Raw genomic sequence first — 18,699 nt, 5'->3', positions numbered from 1 at the left:
GCAGCCTATCAAGGCATGGCTGCCTTGGCAGCCAAGCGCGGAGACGCCGCCAAGGCGGCGCACTGGAGCGCCATGGCAGAAAAAATACGCAGCGCAGTGGAGGCCCGGTTCTGGATGCCGGACCGCAATTTCTACGCTTTGGCAATCGATGGAGAAGGAAGGCAATGCGCGGTGCGCGCCTCCAACGCGGGTCACCTGCTCTATGTTGGGCTGCCTTCGGCAGAACGGGCGAAATCAATTGCCGAGCAGTTGCTGTCGGGGCATCTGCACAGCGGTTGGGGCGTTCGCACCTTGGCCGACGATGAGATTCCGTTCAATCCGATGTCTTATCATAACGGCTCGATCTGGCCGCATGACACGGCGATCTGTGCCGCCGGCCTAGCCCGCTACCAGGAGCGCTCCAGCGTCGTGAAGCTTATGAGCAGCATGTTCGAGGCGGCGGTCCGGCTCAATATGCGGCTTCCGGAGCTGTTCTGCGGCTTTACGCGGGCGATCGGGGATGCGCCGATCGCCTATCCCGTCGCCTGTCTGCCGCAGGCATGGTCGGCCGGTTCCGCGTTCATGATGCTGCAGGCCTGCCTGGGGATCCGCATCGATGGTTGGAAGCGCGAGATCAATGTCGAACGCCCACGGTTGCCGATAGGCATCGACAACATCGTCATCCGGCACTTAACCGTGGGCGAGGCGAAGGTCGACCTCAATTTCCAGCGCGTCGGTGACCGGGTCGTCTGCTATCTCGGCGAGCGGCACGAGGGCCTAGTGCCGCTGGTCGTTCGCTCTTAGCAACCGGGACAGCAGGGCCTGCTATCGATGCTCACTGTAGCATCCAGGTGCTGCTGGTGATGTCTCGCAGGCTCCTCTTGAACTGAAAAGAGCTGCTTCCAATCTTTTCTCTTGTCCCCAGCCGGGCGTGCAGGTGTTCGAATATTAGCGGTGCATCTGCGGAAATGACCAACGGGGTCAGTTGTTGAAGGGAGGTCACTATGGAAAGTGATGCTTTCAAGCAGTCAGTTTTCGTAGGGGAGAATGGCTACATCCAAAAGATCGACTGCGTGATGGATGCCATTGAGTTTTTGGAAGAATGGCCTGTGGAGAGACGCGGCCTGCTTCACGCGGCGGCCTGCGAGGCGTGCTACTCGGCCTATGACGGTCGGAAACCAGTCGAGGCCGCGCACAAGGCCTTTACGACTTGGGCCCGCAAGGTTGGCGTCATCGAGGACGTGCCCACAGCACCGCCGTGGATGACTGGGCCAAAGATCAGCAACGCAGACCTCTTGTGAGGTTGCGAAAGGCCTCCTCGTCAGGGGCAGCTTGCGACGAATCGCGCCGGAGCGAAACGCAAACCTGGGCGCCGATCCCCTTCTGACCTGCCGGCCTTCCCCCTCAAGCGGCGAGGCTACGCGCCCTTCCCTCGCGCAATGAAATGCGGATTGGCGAAATCGCCGTCGCTAGCCTGGTTGCGCTTGCCGTAGACGAGCGGCTGGCCGTCCAGCGTGCGCGTCATGCCACCGGCGGCGCGCAGCACTGCGTCGCCGGCGGCCGTGTCCCATTCCATGGTGCGGCCGAAGCGCGGATAGACGTCGGCTTCCGCCGCGGCGAGCAGGCAGAATTTCAATGACGAGCCGATCGAAACGATCTCCGCGGCGCCGAGATTGCGGATGAATTCCTCGGTTTCCGGGGTGTTGTGCGAGCGGCTTGCCACGACCGCGAGCGGCGTGCCCCCTGCCCGCACCGTGATCGGCCGGCGGCCGGCGATGCGATAGTCGGCATCGACCTCCAGCGCCTCGGCCTTGCCGGGTCGCCCGGAGAAAAAGCGTCCCGTGCACGGCGCGAAAACGACGCCGACTTCCGGAACGCCATGGCGGACCAGCGCGATGTTGACGGTGAAATCGGTGCGGCGGTTGACGAATTCCTTGGTGCCGTCGAGCGGATCGATCAGGAAGAAGGCGCCGTCGAGATCAGGCGTTGCAATTCCCGCTGCGACCTCCTCCTCGGCCACGCAGGGGATGTCCGGATAGGCGGCGCGCAGGCCGGCCAGGATGATCTTCTCGCTTTCGCGGTCGGCTTCCGTCACCGGCGAAGAATCGGCCTTGCTGTCGACGGCGCAGCCTTCATGGAAGACGCGCATCACCTCGCGCCCCGCTTCCAGCGCCAGGCGCTCGAAGACGCCGAGCATCGCCTCGTCAGATACCGCCGCCATTGTCATACTGCTCCTCGGCAATGTCGCGCTCGGTCAGCCAGCGTTCCAAGGCTTCCGCCATCTCCTGCGGGCTCCTGCCGAGAGTCTTCAGGTGAATTTCCGGGTTCTCCGGCGCCTCATAGGGAGAATCGACGCCGGTGAAATTCTTGATCTCGCCGCTCAAGGCGCGCGCGTAGAGGCCTTTCGGATCGCGGCGGGCGCATTCCTCGAACGGGGTGTCGACGAACACCTCGACGAACTCGCCCTCGGCCATCAGTTCGCGCGCCATGCGCCGTTCGGCGCTGAAGGGCGAGATGAAGGAGACGATGACGATCAAGCCGGCATCGGCCATCAGCTTGGCCACCTCGGCGACGCGGCGGATGTTTTCCACACGATCGGCGTCGGTGAAGCCGAGATCGCGGTTGAGGCCGTGGCGGACATTGTCGCCGTCGAGGATATAGGTGTGACGGCCGGACGCGAACAGCTTCTTCTCGAACAGATTGGCGATGGTCGACTTGCCTGAGCCGGAGAGCCCGGTGAACCAGAACACTGCCGGACGCTGGTTCTTCAGGTCGGAACGGCCGCGCTTGCCGACATCGAGCGACTGCCAGTGGATGTTTTCGGCACGGCGCAGCGAATGCAGGATCATACCGGCGCCGACGGTGGCGTTGGTGATGCGGTCGATCAGGATGAAAGCGCCGGTGGTGCGATTTTCGGCGAAGGGATCGAAAGCGATCGGCGCGCGCGTCGACAGGTTGCAGACGCCGACCTCGTTGATGTCGAGCGACTTCGCCGCCTCATGCGCGAAATCGTTGACGTTGACCCGGTATTTCAGGTCGGTGACAGTCGCGCTCACCTGGTCGGTTTCGGTGCGCAGGATGTAGGAGCGGCCGGGCAGCAGCGCCTGCTCGTCGAACCAGACGATGTTGGCGGCGAACTGGTCGGCGACCTGCGGACGCGCGGCCGGCGACACCAGCAAGTTGCCGCGCGATACCTCCACTTCGTCCTCGAGGACGAGCGTGATCGCCTGGCCAGCGACCGCCTGCTCGAGGTCGCCGCCTTGCGCGACGATGCGCTTGACTCGGGACGCCTTGCCGGATTTCGCGACGACGACCTCGTCTCCTTCAGAGACGGTGCCCGAGGCGATGGTGCCGGCAAAGCCGCGGAAATCGAGGTTCGGACGGTTCACATACTGGACGGGGAAGCGAAACGGCAGCTCGACGGCGGCCTCGTCGACAGACACGGTTTCCAGATGCTCGATCAGCGACGGCCCGGAATACCAGGGCGTGCGCTCCGAGCGGCCGGTGACGTTGTCGCCAAAGCGCGCCGACATCGGGATCGGCGCGACGCTCATGAAGCCCAGTTCCTTGGCGAATTCGCCGTAGTCGGCGACGATCCGGTCGAACACCGTCTTGTCGAAGCCGACGAGGTCGATCTTGTTGACCGCAAGCACGATATGCCGGATGCCGAGCAGCGAGGCGATGATGGAGTGACGCCGGGTCTGGCGAAGCACGCCCTGGCGCGCGTCGATCAGCACGATCGCGAGATCGGCGGTCGAGGCGCCGGTCGCCATGTTGCGCGTGTACTGCTCATGACCGGGCGTGTCGGCGACGATGAACTTGCGCTTCGGCGTGGCGAAGAAGCGGTAGGCGACATCGATGGTGATGCCTTGCTCGCGCTCAGCCTCCAGCCCGTCGACCAGCAGCGCGAAGTCGATGTCGTCGCCGGTGGTGCCGTGCTTGCGCGAATCCTTTTCGAGCGCGGCGAGCTGGTCCTCGAATATCTGCTTGGTGTCGGAGAGCAGCCGGCCGATCAGCGTCGACTTGCCGTCGTCGACCGAGCCGCAGGTGAGGAAGCGCAGCAGCGACTTCTTCTCCTGCGCGGCCATGTAGTCGCGGATCGAATCGGTCGGGGCGAGGCTCTTGGCCATCATGTGGCGCATTATCAGAAATACCCTTCGCGCTTCTTCTTTTCCATGGAGCCGGCCTCGTCGCGGTCGATAAGGCGGCCCTGGCGCTCGGAGGTGCGTGCGGTCAACATCTCGCCGACGATGGCTTCCAGCGTGTCGGCATCCGACTCGATCGCGCCGGTCAGCGGATAGCAGCCCAGCGTGCGGAAGCGCACCAGGCGGTTCTCGACCGCCTCGCCGGGATGCAGTTGCATGCGGTCGTCATCCTTCATGATGAGCATGCCGTCGCGCTCGACAACCGGCCGCTCCTTGGCGAAATAGAGCGGCACGATCGGGATGTTCTCCTGCAGGATGTACTGCCAGATATCGAGCTCAGTCCAGTTGGACAACGGAAAGACGCGGATCGATTCCCCCGGCGCGATGCGGGTGTTGAAGATCTTCCACATTTCCGGCCGCTGGTTCTTCGGGTCCCAGGCGTGCTGGGCGTTGCGGAAGGAAAAGATGCGCTCCTTGGCGCGCGACTTCTCCTCGTCGCGGCGGGCACCGCCGAAAGCGGCGTCGAAACCGTATTTGTCGAGCGCCTGGCGCAGCGCCACCGTCTTCATGACATGGGTGTGGGTGTTGGAACCATGGTCGAACGGATTGATGCCGTCGCGCACGCCGTCCTCGTTGACGTGGACCAAAAGGTCGAAGCCTAGCTTCTGCGCCATCTGATCGCGAAAGGCGATCATCTCGCGGAATTTCCAGGTGGTGTCGACATGCAGGAACGGGAAAGGCGGCTTGGCCGGATAGAAGGCCTTCATTGCCAGATGCATCAGCACGGAAGAATCCTTGCCGACCGAATAGAGCATCACCGGCTTGGAGAAAGACGCCGCGACCTCGCGGAAGATGTGGATGGATTCGGCCTCGAGCCGCTGCAGATGCGTGAGCGCGATATTCATGGAGCGTCGAGCGTTCTCTCGTGCCGTGGAGCGGAAATCTTGCATCGCAGGGGCAATGCCGCCCAGGCGCAGATTTCACTTCGGACAAACTGTTTCGTGCGGGCGTTCTAACAGATCGGTGCCGCCGATAACAATGCAAGACCGGCACGGCGCGCGGTGATTGGAGAACGAATTTTCCAAACACGCCCGGCAAAGCGGAAAATCCTGCCGGAGCCATCGAAAACGCTTAGCGGGAAAAGCCGTGGCGCCTAGACAATTCCTGAGTTCCCCGATCCTCGCCAGACCGGGGGATTTCTGTCGCAACATTGTCGACCGCACTATCGCGGATCGGCGCCAGCCGCTATATGGGCTCGGGGTACGGGCAAGGCGCGGCAAACGGAGACCGGCGAGGCGGCCTTTGGCTGGCTCCATGGATCCGGGCGCAACCTGGAAATTGCGAAGCAAGCATTTGAACCCGTCTACAACGCTCCGGCGCCATCTCACGCCCGCACAGATCAACATCTATTTCTCGATCATCTGCTTTTTTTCGCCGCCGGTGCTTGGATCGCTGGTCAGCATCGCCTTCAATGCCGGTGGCGTGTGGTCGGCGATGCTGGTGGCCGCGAAGCGGCGACGTTTCAATATCGACCGGCCGATGCTCGCCGTCACGGCGGCGATCTATGCCTATTGCGCGGCGATGGTTCTCGCTTCGATCGTCAACGGCACGCTGGCTGCCGATTTGCGGTTCTTCCTGCCGTTGATCACCTTCCTGCTTTTCCCCCTCTCCTATTCGACGTGGAGCATCACCGAGAAGACCGCGCTGGCACGCATCGCCATTCTGGCCAGCACCGCGGCCTGCTTCGGCGCGCTCGCGATGGCCGTGTTCCAGTCCCACCGGCTCGGTGTGAGGGCGGAGGGCGGCGCCGGCAATCCAATCGTCTTCGCTACCGTCACGTGCCTTGCCGCCGTGACATGCCTTGCCGGCGCGCTGTCAGGCATCGAGAAACGCTGGAAGCTACTGGTCCTGGCAGCGATAGCCGGAGCCCTGGCGATCGTCTATTCGGGATCGCGCATGATCTGGGTGGCCGTGCCGATTGCCGGCATCGTCGTGCTTCTCATCAACCGCCGCCGGTTTACCGGCGCCAGCGTGGCGCGCTTCGTCGCGATCGGCGTCGTGGTCGCCCTTGTGATTGCCGCCATCGGCTCTCGCGTCATCCTGGACCGGGCCGATTTCCTGGTCAGCGACTGGGATGCGCTGAATGCCAATGGCGACCATTCGACCGCGCTCGGCTTGCGCGTAGCGATGTGGGAAATCGGTTTTGCCGCGTTTCGCGAGATGCCGATTTTCGGCCACGGCATCTCGGCAAGCCGGGCGCTGATGAAGCACGGCTTGCAGAACCAGTTCGGCCTACAGCAGGGTTTCAGCCATTTCCACAACGGCTTCCTGACGGCGCTGGTCGAGGCCGGCCTGCTGGGGGCATTGGGCCTGGCGTCGATCTTCGTCGTTGCCGCACGGAATGCGGCACGGACGCTGCGCCGCAGCGCCGATCCGGTGGAGAGGTTCGGCGCGACGATGATCCTTGTCGCCGTCATCACCTATCTCACCGGCGGAATGGCCGGAATCCTGGTCGGCCACGATATCCTCGACGCGACGCTAATGGTGTTCCTGATCTCGGGGACCTACCTCGCTTCCGGGCGGACGATAGAACCGACCGGAAAAAGCGCGCCCACCATGGCGCCGGGCGCCAGCCCGCAACCATGAAGGTCCTGGTCACCGGCGCGACGGGCTTCATTGGACGCCGGATCGTCAGCCGGTTGGGCGAGGCCGGATTCGACATACGGATCGCATCGCGCCTGTCGCAGCGGCTGGCAGGCGAGGACGATGCCGTCGCGCTGCCCGCTGCCGATGCACCGCAGGAGGCCTTTCTGACCCTGATGCGTGACGTGACGCATGTCGTCCACTGCGCGGCGCTCAATAATGACCGCAGCGCCGGCGCGGCCGACTTGCGAGCCGTCAACGTGACGCTGACCGGACAGCTCGCCCAGGCCGCCGCCACGCGCATCGACGGGCGCTTCGTCTATCTCTCCTCGATTCGCGCCGTGGTGGGCGCAAGGTTCAGCGGCACGATCGACGAGGCCACGCCCCCTGCCCCGCAATGCGCCTACGGGCGCTCCAAGCGCGAGGGCGAGATCGCAATGCTGGAGGCTTTTGCAACGGCCGGACGCGCCGGCGCGACGGCGCTGCGGTTGCCGCCGGTCTATGGCGAAGGCATGAAGGGAAATCTGCGCGGGCTGATGCGGTTGGCCGCCACCGGCCTGCCGCTGCCGACAGCCGCTCTGACGGCGGTTCGCTCGCTCGTCTCGCATGACGCCGTGGCCGGCGCCGTGACGCATCTTTTGAGCCGTCCCACGGCGCCGCTCCCAACTTATGTGCTGGGCGATGCTTCGCCGGTTGCGATGTCCGAAATCGTCACCGCGTTCCGGCGCGGATACGGCCGCCCGCCCCGGCTTCTTCCCATGCCGGCCTGGCCGTTTCGGATGCTGGCCACGCTCAGCGGCAGACAGGCCGCGTGGCATGCGCTGGTGGCGACGCAGATCTGCGATTCGTCATTGCTTGCGTCGAAAGGCTGGGAACGGGAGGCCGACACACTCGGCCGGCTTGAAGAACTGGCGCGACAGAGGAGCCGTTCGCCGCTTCCGTGAGCGGTGGACCGCTCTATGAGCGGAAGAACGTGCCCAGCAATATCTTGAGGTCCAGGCCGGTCGAGGCGGCTTTGACGTAGGCCGCATCGGTTTCCGCGCAAAGTCTTGGATCGGACATGTCGATGCCCTTGACCTGCGCCAACCCTGTGATGCCTGGAAGTGCTGCCAGCACGCCCAGTTCCTTGCGCCGTTCGATCAGTTCCGCCTGCGTCGGCAGGCATGGACGAGGACCCACAAGACTCATTTCGCCCTTCAGCACGTTCCAGAGCTGCGGCAGTTCGTCGATCTTGGTTGCGCGCAGAACCTTGCCGACCGCGGTGACCGAACCGGACGGCGCCTCGTGGGTGGGCAAGGAAGGGGTTTCCCGATACATGGTGCGCAGCTTGTGACAGGCGAAGAGGGCTCCTCCCCGGCCGACGCGGATCTGCGAGAAGATGGCGGGGCCGGTCGACGTCGCCCGGATCGCCAGCATCGCGACAAGCAGGACCGGCGACGCCAGCGCCAGCATCGGAACGGCGACCGCCAGGTCGAGCGCGCGCTTTGCCGTCATGGCTCAGATCCGGCGCCAGAGGAAAGCGACATAGAGCCCGAGCGTGCCCATGAATGTCTGCCGGTAGACGCCGCTTTTGCCGAGCAGGCTGAAACGCCTGAAGACATTGCCCTTACGTGCCCTGATGAAAAGGCGAAGGCAAAGTGCTGCATCGCGTGCAATGAGATCGCGGTTGACGGCTAGGCCGCGCAGATTGGTGTCCGTCCAGGTGGCGAACTGGCCCTTGAACAGACGGCCCAGCCTTGAAAACCTCGCTTTCCATGAAACGTTGGCGCCGACGAGGTTTGCCGCGTGCTGGCGGTATCTGACCAGCGGCCGCGGCTCGTAGCGGACTTTGCCGCCGGCGGCGGTGACGATGAGATAGGCCCACCAGTCATGGCTGACGAATTCGGTTCTGGCTGACGCTTTTGCCAGAAGGTCGCGCGCCTTGCGGTTGAAGAGCATGGTGTTGCCGCCGGCGATGCTTTGCACCAGCGCGTTGCGGAAGGACGGCGGGCGGCGAAAGAGCGGCGAGTAGCCGGCCGGAGCACCGGCCTCAGAGATAGTCGCTGTGCGCGAGCAGAACAGGAGCGGCGTTTCCATGTCCTCTCCCTCCATCCAGCGGATGGCGGCCTCCAGCCGATCCGGCTCCCAGACATCGTCCTGGTCGCAAAAGGCGTAGCAGTCGGCATCGATGCGCGGATCGAGGATCATGGAGCGGAAATTGGCGGCGAAGCCCCTTCGCGGGCCCTGCAAAAGTGTCAGCGACCCCTTGGTCCAGCGGGATCGCCACGCCTCGACGATCGCGGCCGTGGCGTCCGACGAGCCGTCGTCGGAGACCCAGAGATCGACGAGCGGCCAGGATTGCGTCGCCAAGGATTCCAATTGTTCGCCGATATAGGCCGCGCCATCCTTCGTGCCCATGAGAACGGCCACGCGCTGATCTTTTCTGGTCACGGCTTTGGAATCACTTGCCCGCGAGGTGCTTGAAAGGTTTTCAATATCTAATTGCGGGCCCGCGGCAAAGTTTTAACCGACCTGCCCGGCCGCTTTCGGCACCGCCTCTTCGCGCACGCCGCCCATGTCTTCTTCCGCCCGATAGAGCCCGGCCAGGATGGCAAGTGCCGCGGTCTTGTCGCGAGCTTGCATCGCGGCCGCCAGCGCCGGCAGGGCCGCCTCGATCCTCGGCCATTCGACGACGCCGGTCCTGAGGCCGAAGATCTTGGCGGTGTCGAGCTTGACCACCTCCTCGTTCTCGGCGTGCAGCGTCTCGTGCAGCTTCTCGCCGGGCCTGATGCCGGTGAAGCGGATCGGAATATCGGTATAGGGACTTTTGCCCGCCATGCGGATCATGGTTTCGGCGACTTCGAGGATCGGCACCGGCTTGCCCATGTCGAGCATGTAGATGGCGTAGTCGTCCTTGCCCTGGCGCTGCTCGGCATCGGCGGCCGACATAATGACGAGGTCGACGGCCTCGGCCATGGTCATGAAATAGCGGGTCATGCGCCGGTCGGTGATGGTGACCGGCCCGCCGGCCTCGATCTGCGCCTGGAAGACGGTCGCCACCGAGCCGTTGGAGCCGAAGACGTTGCCGAAGCGCACGGCGATGAATTTCGTGCCCGAATGACGCAGATCGACGGGGCCGGCATGGCCGTTCGCCGCGCCGGCACGCGGCGGCGGCGAGGCCGCCTGGGCCTCATGCAGCGAGGACACGATCTGTTCGGCCGCACGCTTGGTGACGCCCAGCACCGAGGTCGGGTCGACGGCCTTGTCGCTGGAAATCAGCAGGAACTGCGGCACCCCGCATTCGGCGGCGATCTCGGCGCAGGCGAGCGTGCCGAAGACATTGGTCTCGATCGCCGCTTCCCAGTTCTCCTCGAGCAGCGGCACATGCTTCAGCGCCGCGGCATGAAAGATGATCGCGGGTTTGAATTCGCTGACGAGGCGCGTCATGTGGGGCCGGTCGGCGACGTCGACGATGCGGCTGGTCAGCCGGTCGCGGTCGGCGTCGTCGGTCTGCTGATCGAGCTGGAAAATGCCGAATTCGGAATTGTCGGCCACCAGCACCGCCTCGGCGCCCAGCTCCAGCGCGCGCTTGACGAGCACGCGGCCGATGGAGCCGGCGCCGCCGGTGACCATCACGCGCTTGCCGCCGACGAAGGCGCCGATGCGCGTGGTATCGGTGGCGACCGCCGAACGGCGCATGATGGTTTCCATCTCGACGGCATCGAGAACCAGCTTGCCGCCCTGCCCCAGTTCCGACAGGCCGGCAAACTGGACGACGGCGATGCCGCTGTGGCGGGCGACGCGCACCAGCTCGGCATAGTCTTCGATCTCGCGCTCGACCCCCTGGCCGAAGATCAGGAGGTCGAGGCTTTGCGTGCCTTTGACATAGTCTTCCAGCACCTCGACCAGGCGCGGTCGCAGCGCCACGACCGGAACGCCTTGGATCCGCGTGCCGAGCGGCGCGGCGCTCTCGGTGGCCATGATGCCGGCGATGGCGTATTCGGCGGGCTGGGCCGTGCGGGTGAAGCGCACGATCAGATCCGCCTCGCCCAGCCGGCCGATGAACAGCGCCTGCTTGGTCGAGGCATCGCCGGCGGCGCGGCGCAGGATGCGCCAGCTCGCGCCGTCGCGCAGGAAGCGATAATAAAGCCTGGGTGCGGAGATAATAGTGAAGGAGACCAGGAAGAAGACGATGAACTGGCGCTCGTTGAGGCCGGCGACCGGCTGGAAGAAGAAACGGAAGGCCAGCGAGGCCAGATAGAGCACCACCGTCAGGCTGCCGCAGCCCTTGAGGATGTTGAAGAAGTCGGGCGTGGAGGCAAAGCGCCAGACGGTGTTGTAGAGGCCGCTGGATCGGAACAACAGATGGGCGATGAGCACGATGAGCGCCCAGCAGGCCAGCCCGCCGACGGAGAACGCGTCGAAAGAAAGCCGCGACTGCGACAGGATGAGACTAAGCGCCACCGCGACCAGGACCATGACGAGATCCTGGACCATGATGATGGCGCGCCGCATCCTCGGTCGGAGTTCCGATACGGCTTCTACGTATGCGGTCATTGGGCAGTACTGACTCCAGGCGCGGTGATACTATCAGAACGGCCGCGGACAAAACACATCGCCCACCGCCACTTCAGATTGCAATCCCCAACCCCGTCACCCGTTACCGCCTTAGCGCGGAGAGGGCGGGAGGGCTAGAGGTTTTTTGGGCGATATTCGATTGTGCGGATGATTTGACTTGAAGCCGCAATAACTCAGGCTGGACTGCCAGTCGTTCAGAGAAACTGTCAGATACCCAACAGGGAAGGCTAATAAATGTCACGATGTGACGATCCGGCTTCACTAAGCCACAGCACACTGCCATAAGCTTGTCGCAATGGCCATGAAAGAGGTGCACGGCGGACGTGAGGGGCGAGAGACAAATCACCAGAACAATAGCGGTGGCACCACAACGATGATTTCGGCACTGAACGGCGCCTTCGACGACATATTCAGAGCCATGAAGCTGCGAAGGGTATGGATCGCCCTGGCCCATGAAGATATCGGAGACCAGCATCGGCGCACCACGCTCGGGCCGCTCTGGTTGCTGGTGAACTATCTCGCTTTCGCGGGAACATTCGTTTTCGTGTTCCAGCCGGCTGGCAAAGATGCGGCAGGTTACGCTGCTTACGTTGCCATCGGCCTTATGGTATGGTTTTACCTCATGGAGGTCATCTCCCTGAGCGTGCCGCTTTTTAAGCGCGAAGAGAGCTTCATCGAAGGCACGACGCTGCCATTGTTCGTCTATGTGATGCGGCTGACGATACAGTCGGCGATACGGGCCGGCTATGCAGTTGTCGGATGTGTCATCATCCTGCTGATTAGCGGGCCGTCGCTGACGCCTGCGTGGCTGTGGTCGCTTGCGGGACTGCTGTTGATCCTGTTGACTACACCAGCCCTCATCACGGTCTTTGCGTTTACCGGCGCATTCTTCCCGGACAGCGAATTCATCGTCGGCAATCTGATGCGCGTTGGAATGTTCTTTACACCTGTCTTCTGGGTTTATAACAGGCAAGACGCCATACAGACATATGCATATCTCTGGAATCCTTTCACTTACTTCCTGGACGTTGCGCGTACTCCGATCCTCATTGGCGAGTTTCCGAGCAACGCCTTCGCCGTCACCGGCATCACCGCCTTGGTCATGTGGGCGATCGCGTTGCTGCTGCTTGGCAAATATCGCCGCCAAGTCGTCTTTTTGATTTGAGTTTGTGATGGTTTCCATAAAGTTGGACAATGTCAGCCTGGTCTACAAGCTGCACGAAAAACTAACGCTTTCGGCGCCGGATCGGCGTTTGGGCCCGACAGGCGGCAGAATTGAAGGTTCTGGCCGAAAGCAGTTCGTTCAGGCGCTCGATGGCGTCGGTTTCGAACTGAAGGCAGGCGACCGGCTCGGCCTTGTCGGACCGAACGGAGCAGGGAAGACAACACTGCTGAAGGTCCTCTACGGCATCTACGAGCCTTCCGGAGGAAACATCACGATCGAAGGTAAGGTCGATGCCCTTTTCAACATCAACATCGGATTTCGCCGCGAAGCGACGGGCCGCCGGAATATCGTATTGCGAGGCTTGATCAACGGATGGTCGGAAGCGGAGATCGAAGAAAAGATGGAAGACATCATTGCCTTCAGCGAGCTCGGCGATTTCATCGACCTTCCATTCAAGGCTTACAGCCAGGGTATGGCGGCGCGGCTCGCTTTTTCGGTGGCGACAGCGCTTGAACCGGAAATCCTGCTGATGGACGAATGGATCGGGGCAGGTGATGCTTCTTTTCAGGAAAAGGCCAAGAGGCGCATGGACGAACTAGCCGAAAAGGCAGGCATCATCGTTCTGGCGAGCCACAGCGAAGGTCTTATTCAAAGCGTGTGTACGAAGCGGCTGACCCTCAAAGGCGGTCGAGTGGAGTCGCTGACGGCGATCCCGATCAGGTCTGCCGAAGCGGCATTGGCCAGCCCCTAGGCCCACAGCGTTCCCCAAAATGACGCCAGCCTGTTGCGACCGAGCCGGAATCTGAATAGTTGTGCATGCGGTTCTGGCTTCCGCTGTTTCCGCGATGCAAGTATTCTCGGTTGCTTTATATTAGAATCATCTGAATTTTCGAATGCTTTGCAGGCGAACACGCCGGAACGAAGAAGACACGCTGTCGAGTTGTCGATGATGAAGCCGAATGCCGTTCCGATGAATGATCTCAAGCGTCTGTACCAGCGCTATGAGGTTGAAATCGCGCGCGAAGTAGCAAGCACGCTGCGGTCCGGATGGTGGCTCAATGGCGCGGCAGGGAAGCGATTCGCAGCGAACTTTGCGACGTTTGCAGGAGCCTCGGATTGCATCCTCGTCGCAAACGGAACGGACGCCCTTGAACTCGCTTTACGCTCTATCGTCGGGCTTGGCGATGCGCATGGACGCGAGGTGATCGTGGCGGCGAATGCCGGGGGATACGCCAGTTGCGCGTGCTGGCACAACGACCTCATTCCACACTACGTCGATATCGAACCAGCTAGCCAACTTGCAAGCGTCCAGTCGGTGCTGGAAGCGGTGAGTACCGACACGGCTGCCATTGTCGTTACCCATCTTTACGGCGGCGTGGTCGATGTACCAGCTATCCGGGCAGGACTTGTCAATGCTGGCATGTCGCACATACCGCTCATCGAGGATTGCGCCCAGGCACATGGTGCTCGCATCAGGGGTGAAACGGCTGGATCACTTGGAGACATCGCCACTTTCAGCTTCTATCCGACCAAAAATCTCGGCGCGATGGGTGACGGCGGCGCAGTCCTCACCTCCAACCCAAAACTGGCGGAGCGCGTTCGTCAGCTTCATCAATATGGCTGGAGTTCCAAATATCATGTGGCCCTGCCGGGAGGGCGCAACTCTCGCATGGACGAGGTTCAGGCCGCGATTTTGGATGTGCTCCTTCCGGACTTGAACAGCCGCAACGAACAACGCCGCAGCATCGTCAGCCGATTTAGGGCCGTCACCGGACGCCGGCTCAAATTCCTCGACGGCGGCAACGGCGCCGTCGCACACCTCGCGGTCCTGCTGTGTGACGACCGGGACGCGTTCCGCGCCTTCATGAAGGAGCGCGGCGTCGATACCGATGTCCACTATCCGGTGCTCGATTGCGATCAGGTTGGTTGGGCTGCCCTGCCCATGAAAGGGACCGAAAATCTCGCAATCTCCAGGGCAAGCATCAGTCGTCTCTGTTCCGTCCCGTGCTACCCGGACATGACGAATGACGAGGTCGAGCAAGTGTGCGAGGCCCTGAGCGAATGGGAGGCAATGTGACTGCGCGCTCTCTTGTTTTTCCCATTTACCGCAATGAGCCGAACATCCCTTCCCTGTTGCAGGCCGTCGCCAATTTCGACGCTATGTATGAGGGCGACATCGAGTTTGTCTTCGTCATCGATGGATCGCCCGACCAGTCGGGCGGCCTGCTGGTCACGGCTTTGAAGGACGCCAGCTACAAGTACAAGATCATCTTCCACAGCCGGAATTTTGGCTCCTTCACGGCCATTCGGACGGGGCTCGAGCACGCGTCCGGAAAACATGTGGCCGCGATGGCTGCCGACCTGCAGGAGCCGCCCGAACTCATTGTCGAATTCTTTTCGATGCTTGAAAAGGACACGGCCGACGTCGTGTTTGGCCGCAGGACCGGCCGCGACGATCCCCTTCTGACACGTTTCCTGTCCCGAGCCTTCTGGAGCGTTTACCGCAGGCTGATCTTGCCAAGCATGCCGAGCGGCGGGGTCGATATATTTGCCTGCAACCGCCAGGCGCTCAATGCGATCCTGTCAATCGAGGAGCCAAACAGCTCGCTTGTGGTTCAGCTGTTCTGGGTCGGATTCAGACGGGAGTTCGTGCCTTACCGGCGGCGCGAGCGGGAGCATGGGAAGAGTGCCTGGGGCATTGGGCGCCGGCTCAGATATATGATGGACTCGATCTTCTCGTTTTCCGACTTTCCGATCGTTTTCATACTCTGGGTAGGCATTGCGGGCTGCGTGCTCAGTCTTGTGTTTGCGGCAATCACCGTCGTCGCCCGCTTGCTTGGCAAAATCGACCCGGCCGGATACACGACGCTGGTGCTGCTGATCGCGGGGTTTGGATCAGCGATCCTCGCGGTGCAAGGCATCCTTGGCTGTTATCTTTGGCGGGCGGTTGAAAATACCAAATCGCGCCCATTGCGGATAATAAGCCGCATTGTTGACGGGACGTCCGCATGAACGACAAACCATTTTTTGTCCATGACCGCGGGATCTGCGAAAGCACGCGCGTCGGCAATGGCACACGCATATGGGCGTTTGCCCATGTGCTCCCTGGGGCCGTGATCGGCGCGAACTGCAACATCTGCGATCATGTCTTCATCGAAAACGACGTGACCGTCGGCGATGACGTCACGATTAAAAGCGGCGTTCAGCTATGGGACGGCGTCCGGCTGGGCAATCGCGTGTTCGTTGGTCCGAATGCGACCTTCACCAACGACCGCTTCCCGCGTTCGAAACATTATCCGGCATCGTTTCTCCAGACGATCGTCGAGGACGGCGCGTCGATCGGCGCCAACGCAACGATCCTGCCGGGCATAACGATCGGCCGCCAGGCGATGATCGGCGCCGGCGCCGTAGTGACCAAAAACGTCCCGGCAAACGCCGTGGTGGTTGGAAATCCGGCCGTCATCGTCGGCTATCAGACCGGTCCGCAGGTCGAGCCTGTGATGACGCAAGCGACCCCCGGTGCTGCAGGCGACAGGATGGCGCTCGGCGTCGGCGGATGTGAGCTCTGGCGGTTGCCACACTTTAGTGATCTGCGCGGCGAACTGGCCCCGCTCGAGTTCGGACAGAACCTGCCCTTCAAGCCCATGCGGTCGTTTTTGGTCTACGGTGTACCTTCGGACAAGGTCAGGGGTGAGCATGCGCACCGCCAGTGCCACCAATTCCTGATTGCCACCCATGGCCGCCTGTCGGTGGTCGTCGATGACGGTCACGACAGAAAGGAAGTGTCGCTGGCAGATCCCTCGATCGGTCTTTACCTACCTCCTGGGGTATGGGGTATCCAGTACAAGTTCCAGCCCGATACCGCCCTGCTGGTCATGGCCTCGCATCCGTATGATGCAAGCGATTATATCAGGGACTATTCGGATTTCCTCGCTACGGTCAGGCCGGATGACCACTGACCGGATAGGCTCGGATGCGCTTCGTTTTCTTGCTGCGGGAGGACTGAACACCGCGCTGACGAGTGCCGTCTACTTTGCTGGCTTGACGATCCTGTCGTCGGGCATTTCCTACACCATTGCCTGGCTGATAGGCCTCGCATTCGTGATGGTGTTCTACCCGGACCGCGTCTTTCCTGGCGGGCGCACCGGCTTGACGGACCGGCTGGCAGTCGGCGGCTCGGTCGCCGCGGTGTTTGTGGCAGGCTTAGTAACCCTTCATCTTCTCGAACGAGCGCTGCAAAGCCGAGCGGCGGCGTTCTTTGCAACACTTGTCGTCACCACGATGCTCAATTTCCTGGTTTCTCGATGGATACTCCGCAGACGATACTGATACGCCCCTCTTCGATCCGGGCGGCTATCAATCTCTTTGCGATCTTTGTCGCAATGTACTTTTCCGAGCTGGCCTCCTTTTCGCTGTCCATTGACGAAGAGGTGGCCGCCTTCAGAACCGATTCTTCGATCTGGATTGCCCAGGGGCGTTGGGGGGCCTACCTGATCGAGAGGTTCCTTATCCCAAATCCTGTAATGCCATTGCTGGCTCCGGCGATCTTTGGCGCCGGTTGCGTTGCTGCTTACCTGCTCGTCATGGATACCATCGACAAGCATAGGCTTTCCATCGCCGAATATGCTTGTTTCACGACCTTCTGTGCTTTCCCGACATGGTTCTTCATCGTAGAGTTCTACTCCAACATCGCAGCGGTCGGGATCGGCCTTGCTGCTAGTGCCTTTGCAATTTGGTTGATCAGCAAGAACGGTAGCCCGGCAGATGGTCGCCGCTTCCTCGTTGCGGTCGTTGCCGGCGGTTTTGCGATCTCAATCTATCAGAGTTTCGCACCGGCAATCCTGGTTTTGGGCATTGCCGTCTGCGTTCTGCAGGCACGGGCCGGCATTGAAAGATCGCAGCCGAAAGACCTGATCCGCGTCGGTGGCCTGGTAGTGGGCTCCGCGATTTTCTACGCCGTCGGCAATGCAATTTTCAAATCGTTCATTTCCAAAAGAAGTGAGTATTTCGAGTCGCTTTTCCAGCCGGGTTTTTTCTTTCAACATCCAGTGGTGGTGACCGGCCGGGTACTGGAAGCGGTAGGAGAGGCGCTTGGTCTGGACCGTGGCGCTTATGGTGTCATTTTATGGGCAGTTCCGCTGCTGTTAATCCTCGGCGTCTGGACGCTTTTCAAGGAGTTGTCACGCACAAGATTGCTGCTGCTCGCAGCCGCTTTGGTCTGCTTGTTCATTCCTTTCGGCGTCCACGTTCTGGCGGCCGGCATCATGCCCCTTAGAAGTCTCGTAGGTCTGCCGATAGCGGTCTGGCTCTTCGTCTACCTTGCCGTGACAAGCAGCAATGCCAAGATAAGCATCGTGTCGGCGATCCTGCTTGGAGTGGTAATCTTCCAGATCCAGGTGATCCAAAATTATCGGCAGGCGTCCAGCTATCTTGTCGACAAGCACGACACACTCCTAGCCGCAGCTATCTACGAGAGGCTGACGGCGATGCCCGGCTTTGACGCCAGGCGCGCGTATGCTCTGTGCGTGTTCGGCGGGCTGCCGTTTGCCACCAACTATCCCAGGCCCCCCAGCTCAACCGTCGGATACTCATTCTTCGAGTGGGACGGCGGCAATGCTTGGCGCATCACCTACTATATGAAACTGCTCGGCTATTCTAACCTAAACGGCCCGACGGACCAGCAAGTCGATCAAACAATTGTCCGGCTTTCGACGATGCCTGTATGGCCCGCACTTGGCAGCCTGGAAATACAAGGCGACATTGTATTGATCCGGCTTGGCGAAGGCCCGAGTTACGCAAATCAACAGGCACTCACAAGGGTCGCCAACCGCTGAAGGACGCGGCAAGGCTCATGTGAAACTCCTTCGATGCTGTGCGAGTTGATTGCGCCGCTGAGATTGTTTTGATTCATAGGGCCGATGTCCTGCGCCGGGTTCTCCAATTGGGGAACGTGGCCCCATGACCGAGGTCTATATTCTGAGGAAGCCGAGATCGGACCTCCTCGGGAAATCTCATAGCGCTGCTTCGGGTAAGAACCGCGAGCGATCGAAATCAGCGGCAGCCGGGCCGAGATGCTGTGGTCGAACCCAGCGCGACTCGCGAGTTAACCATCAAGCCCAGTGTTAGGCACTGGATTCGTTGGAATATCACAATCTTCTAATGACATTGCGGTTTCGATGATCAATGCTGCGGACCTTCTGCTGAGGTCGA

At 61.6% G+C, this 18,699-nt stretch carries 17 protein-coding genes; 11 read left to right on the top strand and 6 right to left on the bottom strand.

The window, feature by feature from the left end; genetic code table 11:
• Positions 1–783: amylo-alpha-1,6-glucosidase (locus FJ423_RS28455; RefSeq protein WP_348642939.1), on the top strand; the 783-nt coding region annotated here is incomplete at its 5' end.
• A 200-nt stretch (positions 784–983) separates the two neighbouring features.
• Positions 984–1,280: a DUF982 domain-containing protein gene (locus FJ423_RS28450; RefSeq protein WP_140846230.1), complete on the top strand. Its 297-nt coding sequence runs from the start codon at positions 984–986 to the stop codon at positions 1,278–1,280.
• A gap of 116 nt (positions 1,281–1,396) precedes the next feature.
• Here FJ423_RS28450 and cysQ read toward each other — a convergent pair whose 3' ends face one another.
• Genes cysQ through cysD form a run of 3 tightly spaced genes read right to left on the bottom strand, consistent with a single transcriptional unit; the run spans position 1,397 to position 5,029 of the window.
• Positions 1,397–2,176, bottom strand: a complete 780-nt coding sequence (gene cysQ / locus FJ423_RS28445; protein WP_181174934.1) for a 3'(2'),5'-bisphosphate nucleotidase CysQ — start codon at positions 2,174–2,176, stop codon at positions 1,397–1,399.
• Positions 2,177–2,183: 7 nt separating this feature from the next.
• Positions 2,184–4,121 carry a sulfate adenylyltransferase subunit CysN gene (gene cysN / locus FJ423_RS28440; RefSeq protein WP_181174933.1) on the bottom strand — a complete coding sequence of 646 codons (1,938 nt, stop codon included), beginning with the start codon at positions 4,119–4,121 and terminating at the stop codon, positions 2,184–2,186.
• A gap of 2 nt (positions 4,122–4,123) precedes the next feature.
• Complete coding sequence (cysD, locus tag FJ423_RS28435; protein ID WP_224707448.1) at positions 4,124–5,029, bottom strand: sulfate adenylyltransferase subunit CysD; 906 nt, start codon at positions 5,027–5,029, stop codon at positions 4,124–4,126.
• A gap of 448 nt (positions 5,030–5,477) precedes the next feature.
• On the opposite strand from cysD, the gene FJ423_RS28430 reads away from it, so the two are divergent.
• Positions 5,478–6,770 (top strand): O-antigen ligase family protein, encoded by a 1,293-nt coding sequence (locus FJ423_RS28430; RefSeq protein ID WP_140846227.1) that lies wholly within the window; start codon positions 5,478–5,480, stop codon positions 6,768–6,770.
• Positions 6,767–7,711 (top strand): NAD-dependent epimerase/dehydratase family protein, encoded by a 945-nt coding sequence (locus tag FJ423_RS28425; RefSeq protein ID WP_140846226.1) that lies wholly within the window; start codon positions 6,767–6,769, stop codon positions 7,709–7,711. Before FJ423_RS28430 ends, FJ423_RS28425 begins: the two co-directional genes overlap by 4 nt.
• Positions 7,712–7,724: 13 nt before the next feature.
• On the opposite strand, the gene FJ423_RS28420 is transcribed toward FJ423_RS28425, so the two are convergent.
• From FJ423_RS28420 to FJ423_RS28410, 3 genes are all read right to left on the bottom strand, one after another.
• On the bottom strand, positions 7,725–8,261 hold the full coding sequence (locus FJ423_RS28420) for a sugar transferase (protein WP_140846225.1): 537 nt from the start codon (positions 8,259–8,261) through the stop codon (positions 7,725–7,727).
• Positions 8,262–8,264: 3 nt separating this feature from the next.
• The gene (locus FJ423_RS28415; protein WP_246680340.1) at positions 8,265–9,176 is read right to left on the bottom strand and encodes a glycosyltransferase family 2 protein; all 912 of its coding nucleotides are present in this window, start codon (positions 9,174–9,176) and stop codon (positions 8,265–8,267) included.
• Positions 9,177–9,269: 93 nt separating this feature from the next.
• On the bottom strand, positions 9,270–11,303 hold the full coding sequence (locus FJ423_RS28410) for a nucleoside-diphosphate sugar epimerase/dehydratase (RefSeq protein ID WP_181174932.1): 2,034 nt from the start codon (positions 11,301–11,303) through the stop codon (positions 9,270–9,272).
• Positions 11,304–11,619: 316 nt separating this feature from the next.
• Here FJ423_RS28410 and FJ423_RS28405 point away from each other — a divergent pair, with 316 nt between their 5' ends.
• From FJ423_RS28405 to FJ423_RS28375, 7 genes are all read left to right on the top strand, one after another.
• Positions 11,620–12,489, top strand: a complete 870-nt coding sequence (locus FJ423_RS28405) for an ABC transporter permease (protein ID WP_246680339.1) — start codon at positions 11,620–11,622, stop codon at positions 12,487–12,489.
• A gap of 7 nt (positions 12,490–12,496) precedes the next feature.
• Positions 12,497–13,240 (top strand): ABC transporter ATP-binding protein, encoded by a 744-nt coding sequence (locus FJ423_RS28400; RefSeq protein WP_140846223.1) that lies wholly within the window; start codon positions 12,497–12,499, stop codon positions 13,238–13,240.
• 195 nt (positions 13,241–13,435) lie between these two features.
• Positions 13,436–14,566 (top strand): DegT/DnrJ/EryC1/StrS family aminotransferase, encoded by a 1,131-nt coding sequence (locus FJ423_RS28395; protein ID WP_140846222.1) that lies wholly within the window; start codon positions 13,436–13,438, stop codon positions 14,564–14,566.
• Complete coding sequence (locus tag FJ423_RS28390; RefSeq protein ID WP_140846221.1) at positions 14,551–15,501, top strand: glycosyltransferase family 2 protein; 951 nt, start codon at positions 14,551–14,553, stop codon at positions 15,499–15,501. The genes FJ423_RS28395 and FJ423_RS28390 overlap by 16 nt, the downstream gene beginning before the upstream one ends.
• A complete protein-coding gene (locus FJ423_RS28385; protein WP_140846220.1) occupies positions 15,498–16,448 on the top strand; it encodes a WxcM-like domain-containing protein in 951 nt (316 codons plus the stop codon). Before FJ423_RS28390 ends, FJ423_RS28385 begins: the two co-directional genes overlap by 4 nt.
• Positions 16,438–16,818: a GtrA family protein gene (locus FJ423_RS28380; protein ID WP_140846219.1), complete on the top strand. Its 381-nt coding sequence runs from the start codon at positions 16,438–16,440 to the stop codon at positions 16,816–16,818. Before FJ423_RS28385 ends, FJ423_RS28380 begins: the two co-directional genes overlap by 11 nt.
• Entirely contained in the window at positions 16,794–18,323 is a 1,530-nt protein-coding gene (locus tag FJ423_RS28375; protein ID WP_140846218.1) for a glucosyltransferase domain-containing protein, read from the top strand. Before FJ423_RS28380 ends, FJ423_RS28375 begins: the two co-directional genes overlap by 25 nt.
• The last annotated feature ends 376 nt before the right edge of the window (positions 18,324–18,699 follow it).

The sequence above is a fragment of the Mesorhizobium sp. B2-8-9 genome (assembly GCF_006439475.1).
In the GTDB taxonomy this organism is placed as follows: domain Bacteria; phylum Pseudomonadota; class Alphaproteobacteria; order Rhizobiales; family Rhizobiaceae; genus Mesorhizobium.
The sequence above is the reverse complement of the archived record's forward strand: the minus strand, read 5'-3'. Positions and strand labels throughout refer to the sequence as shown.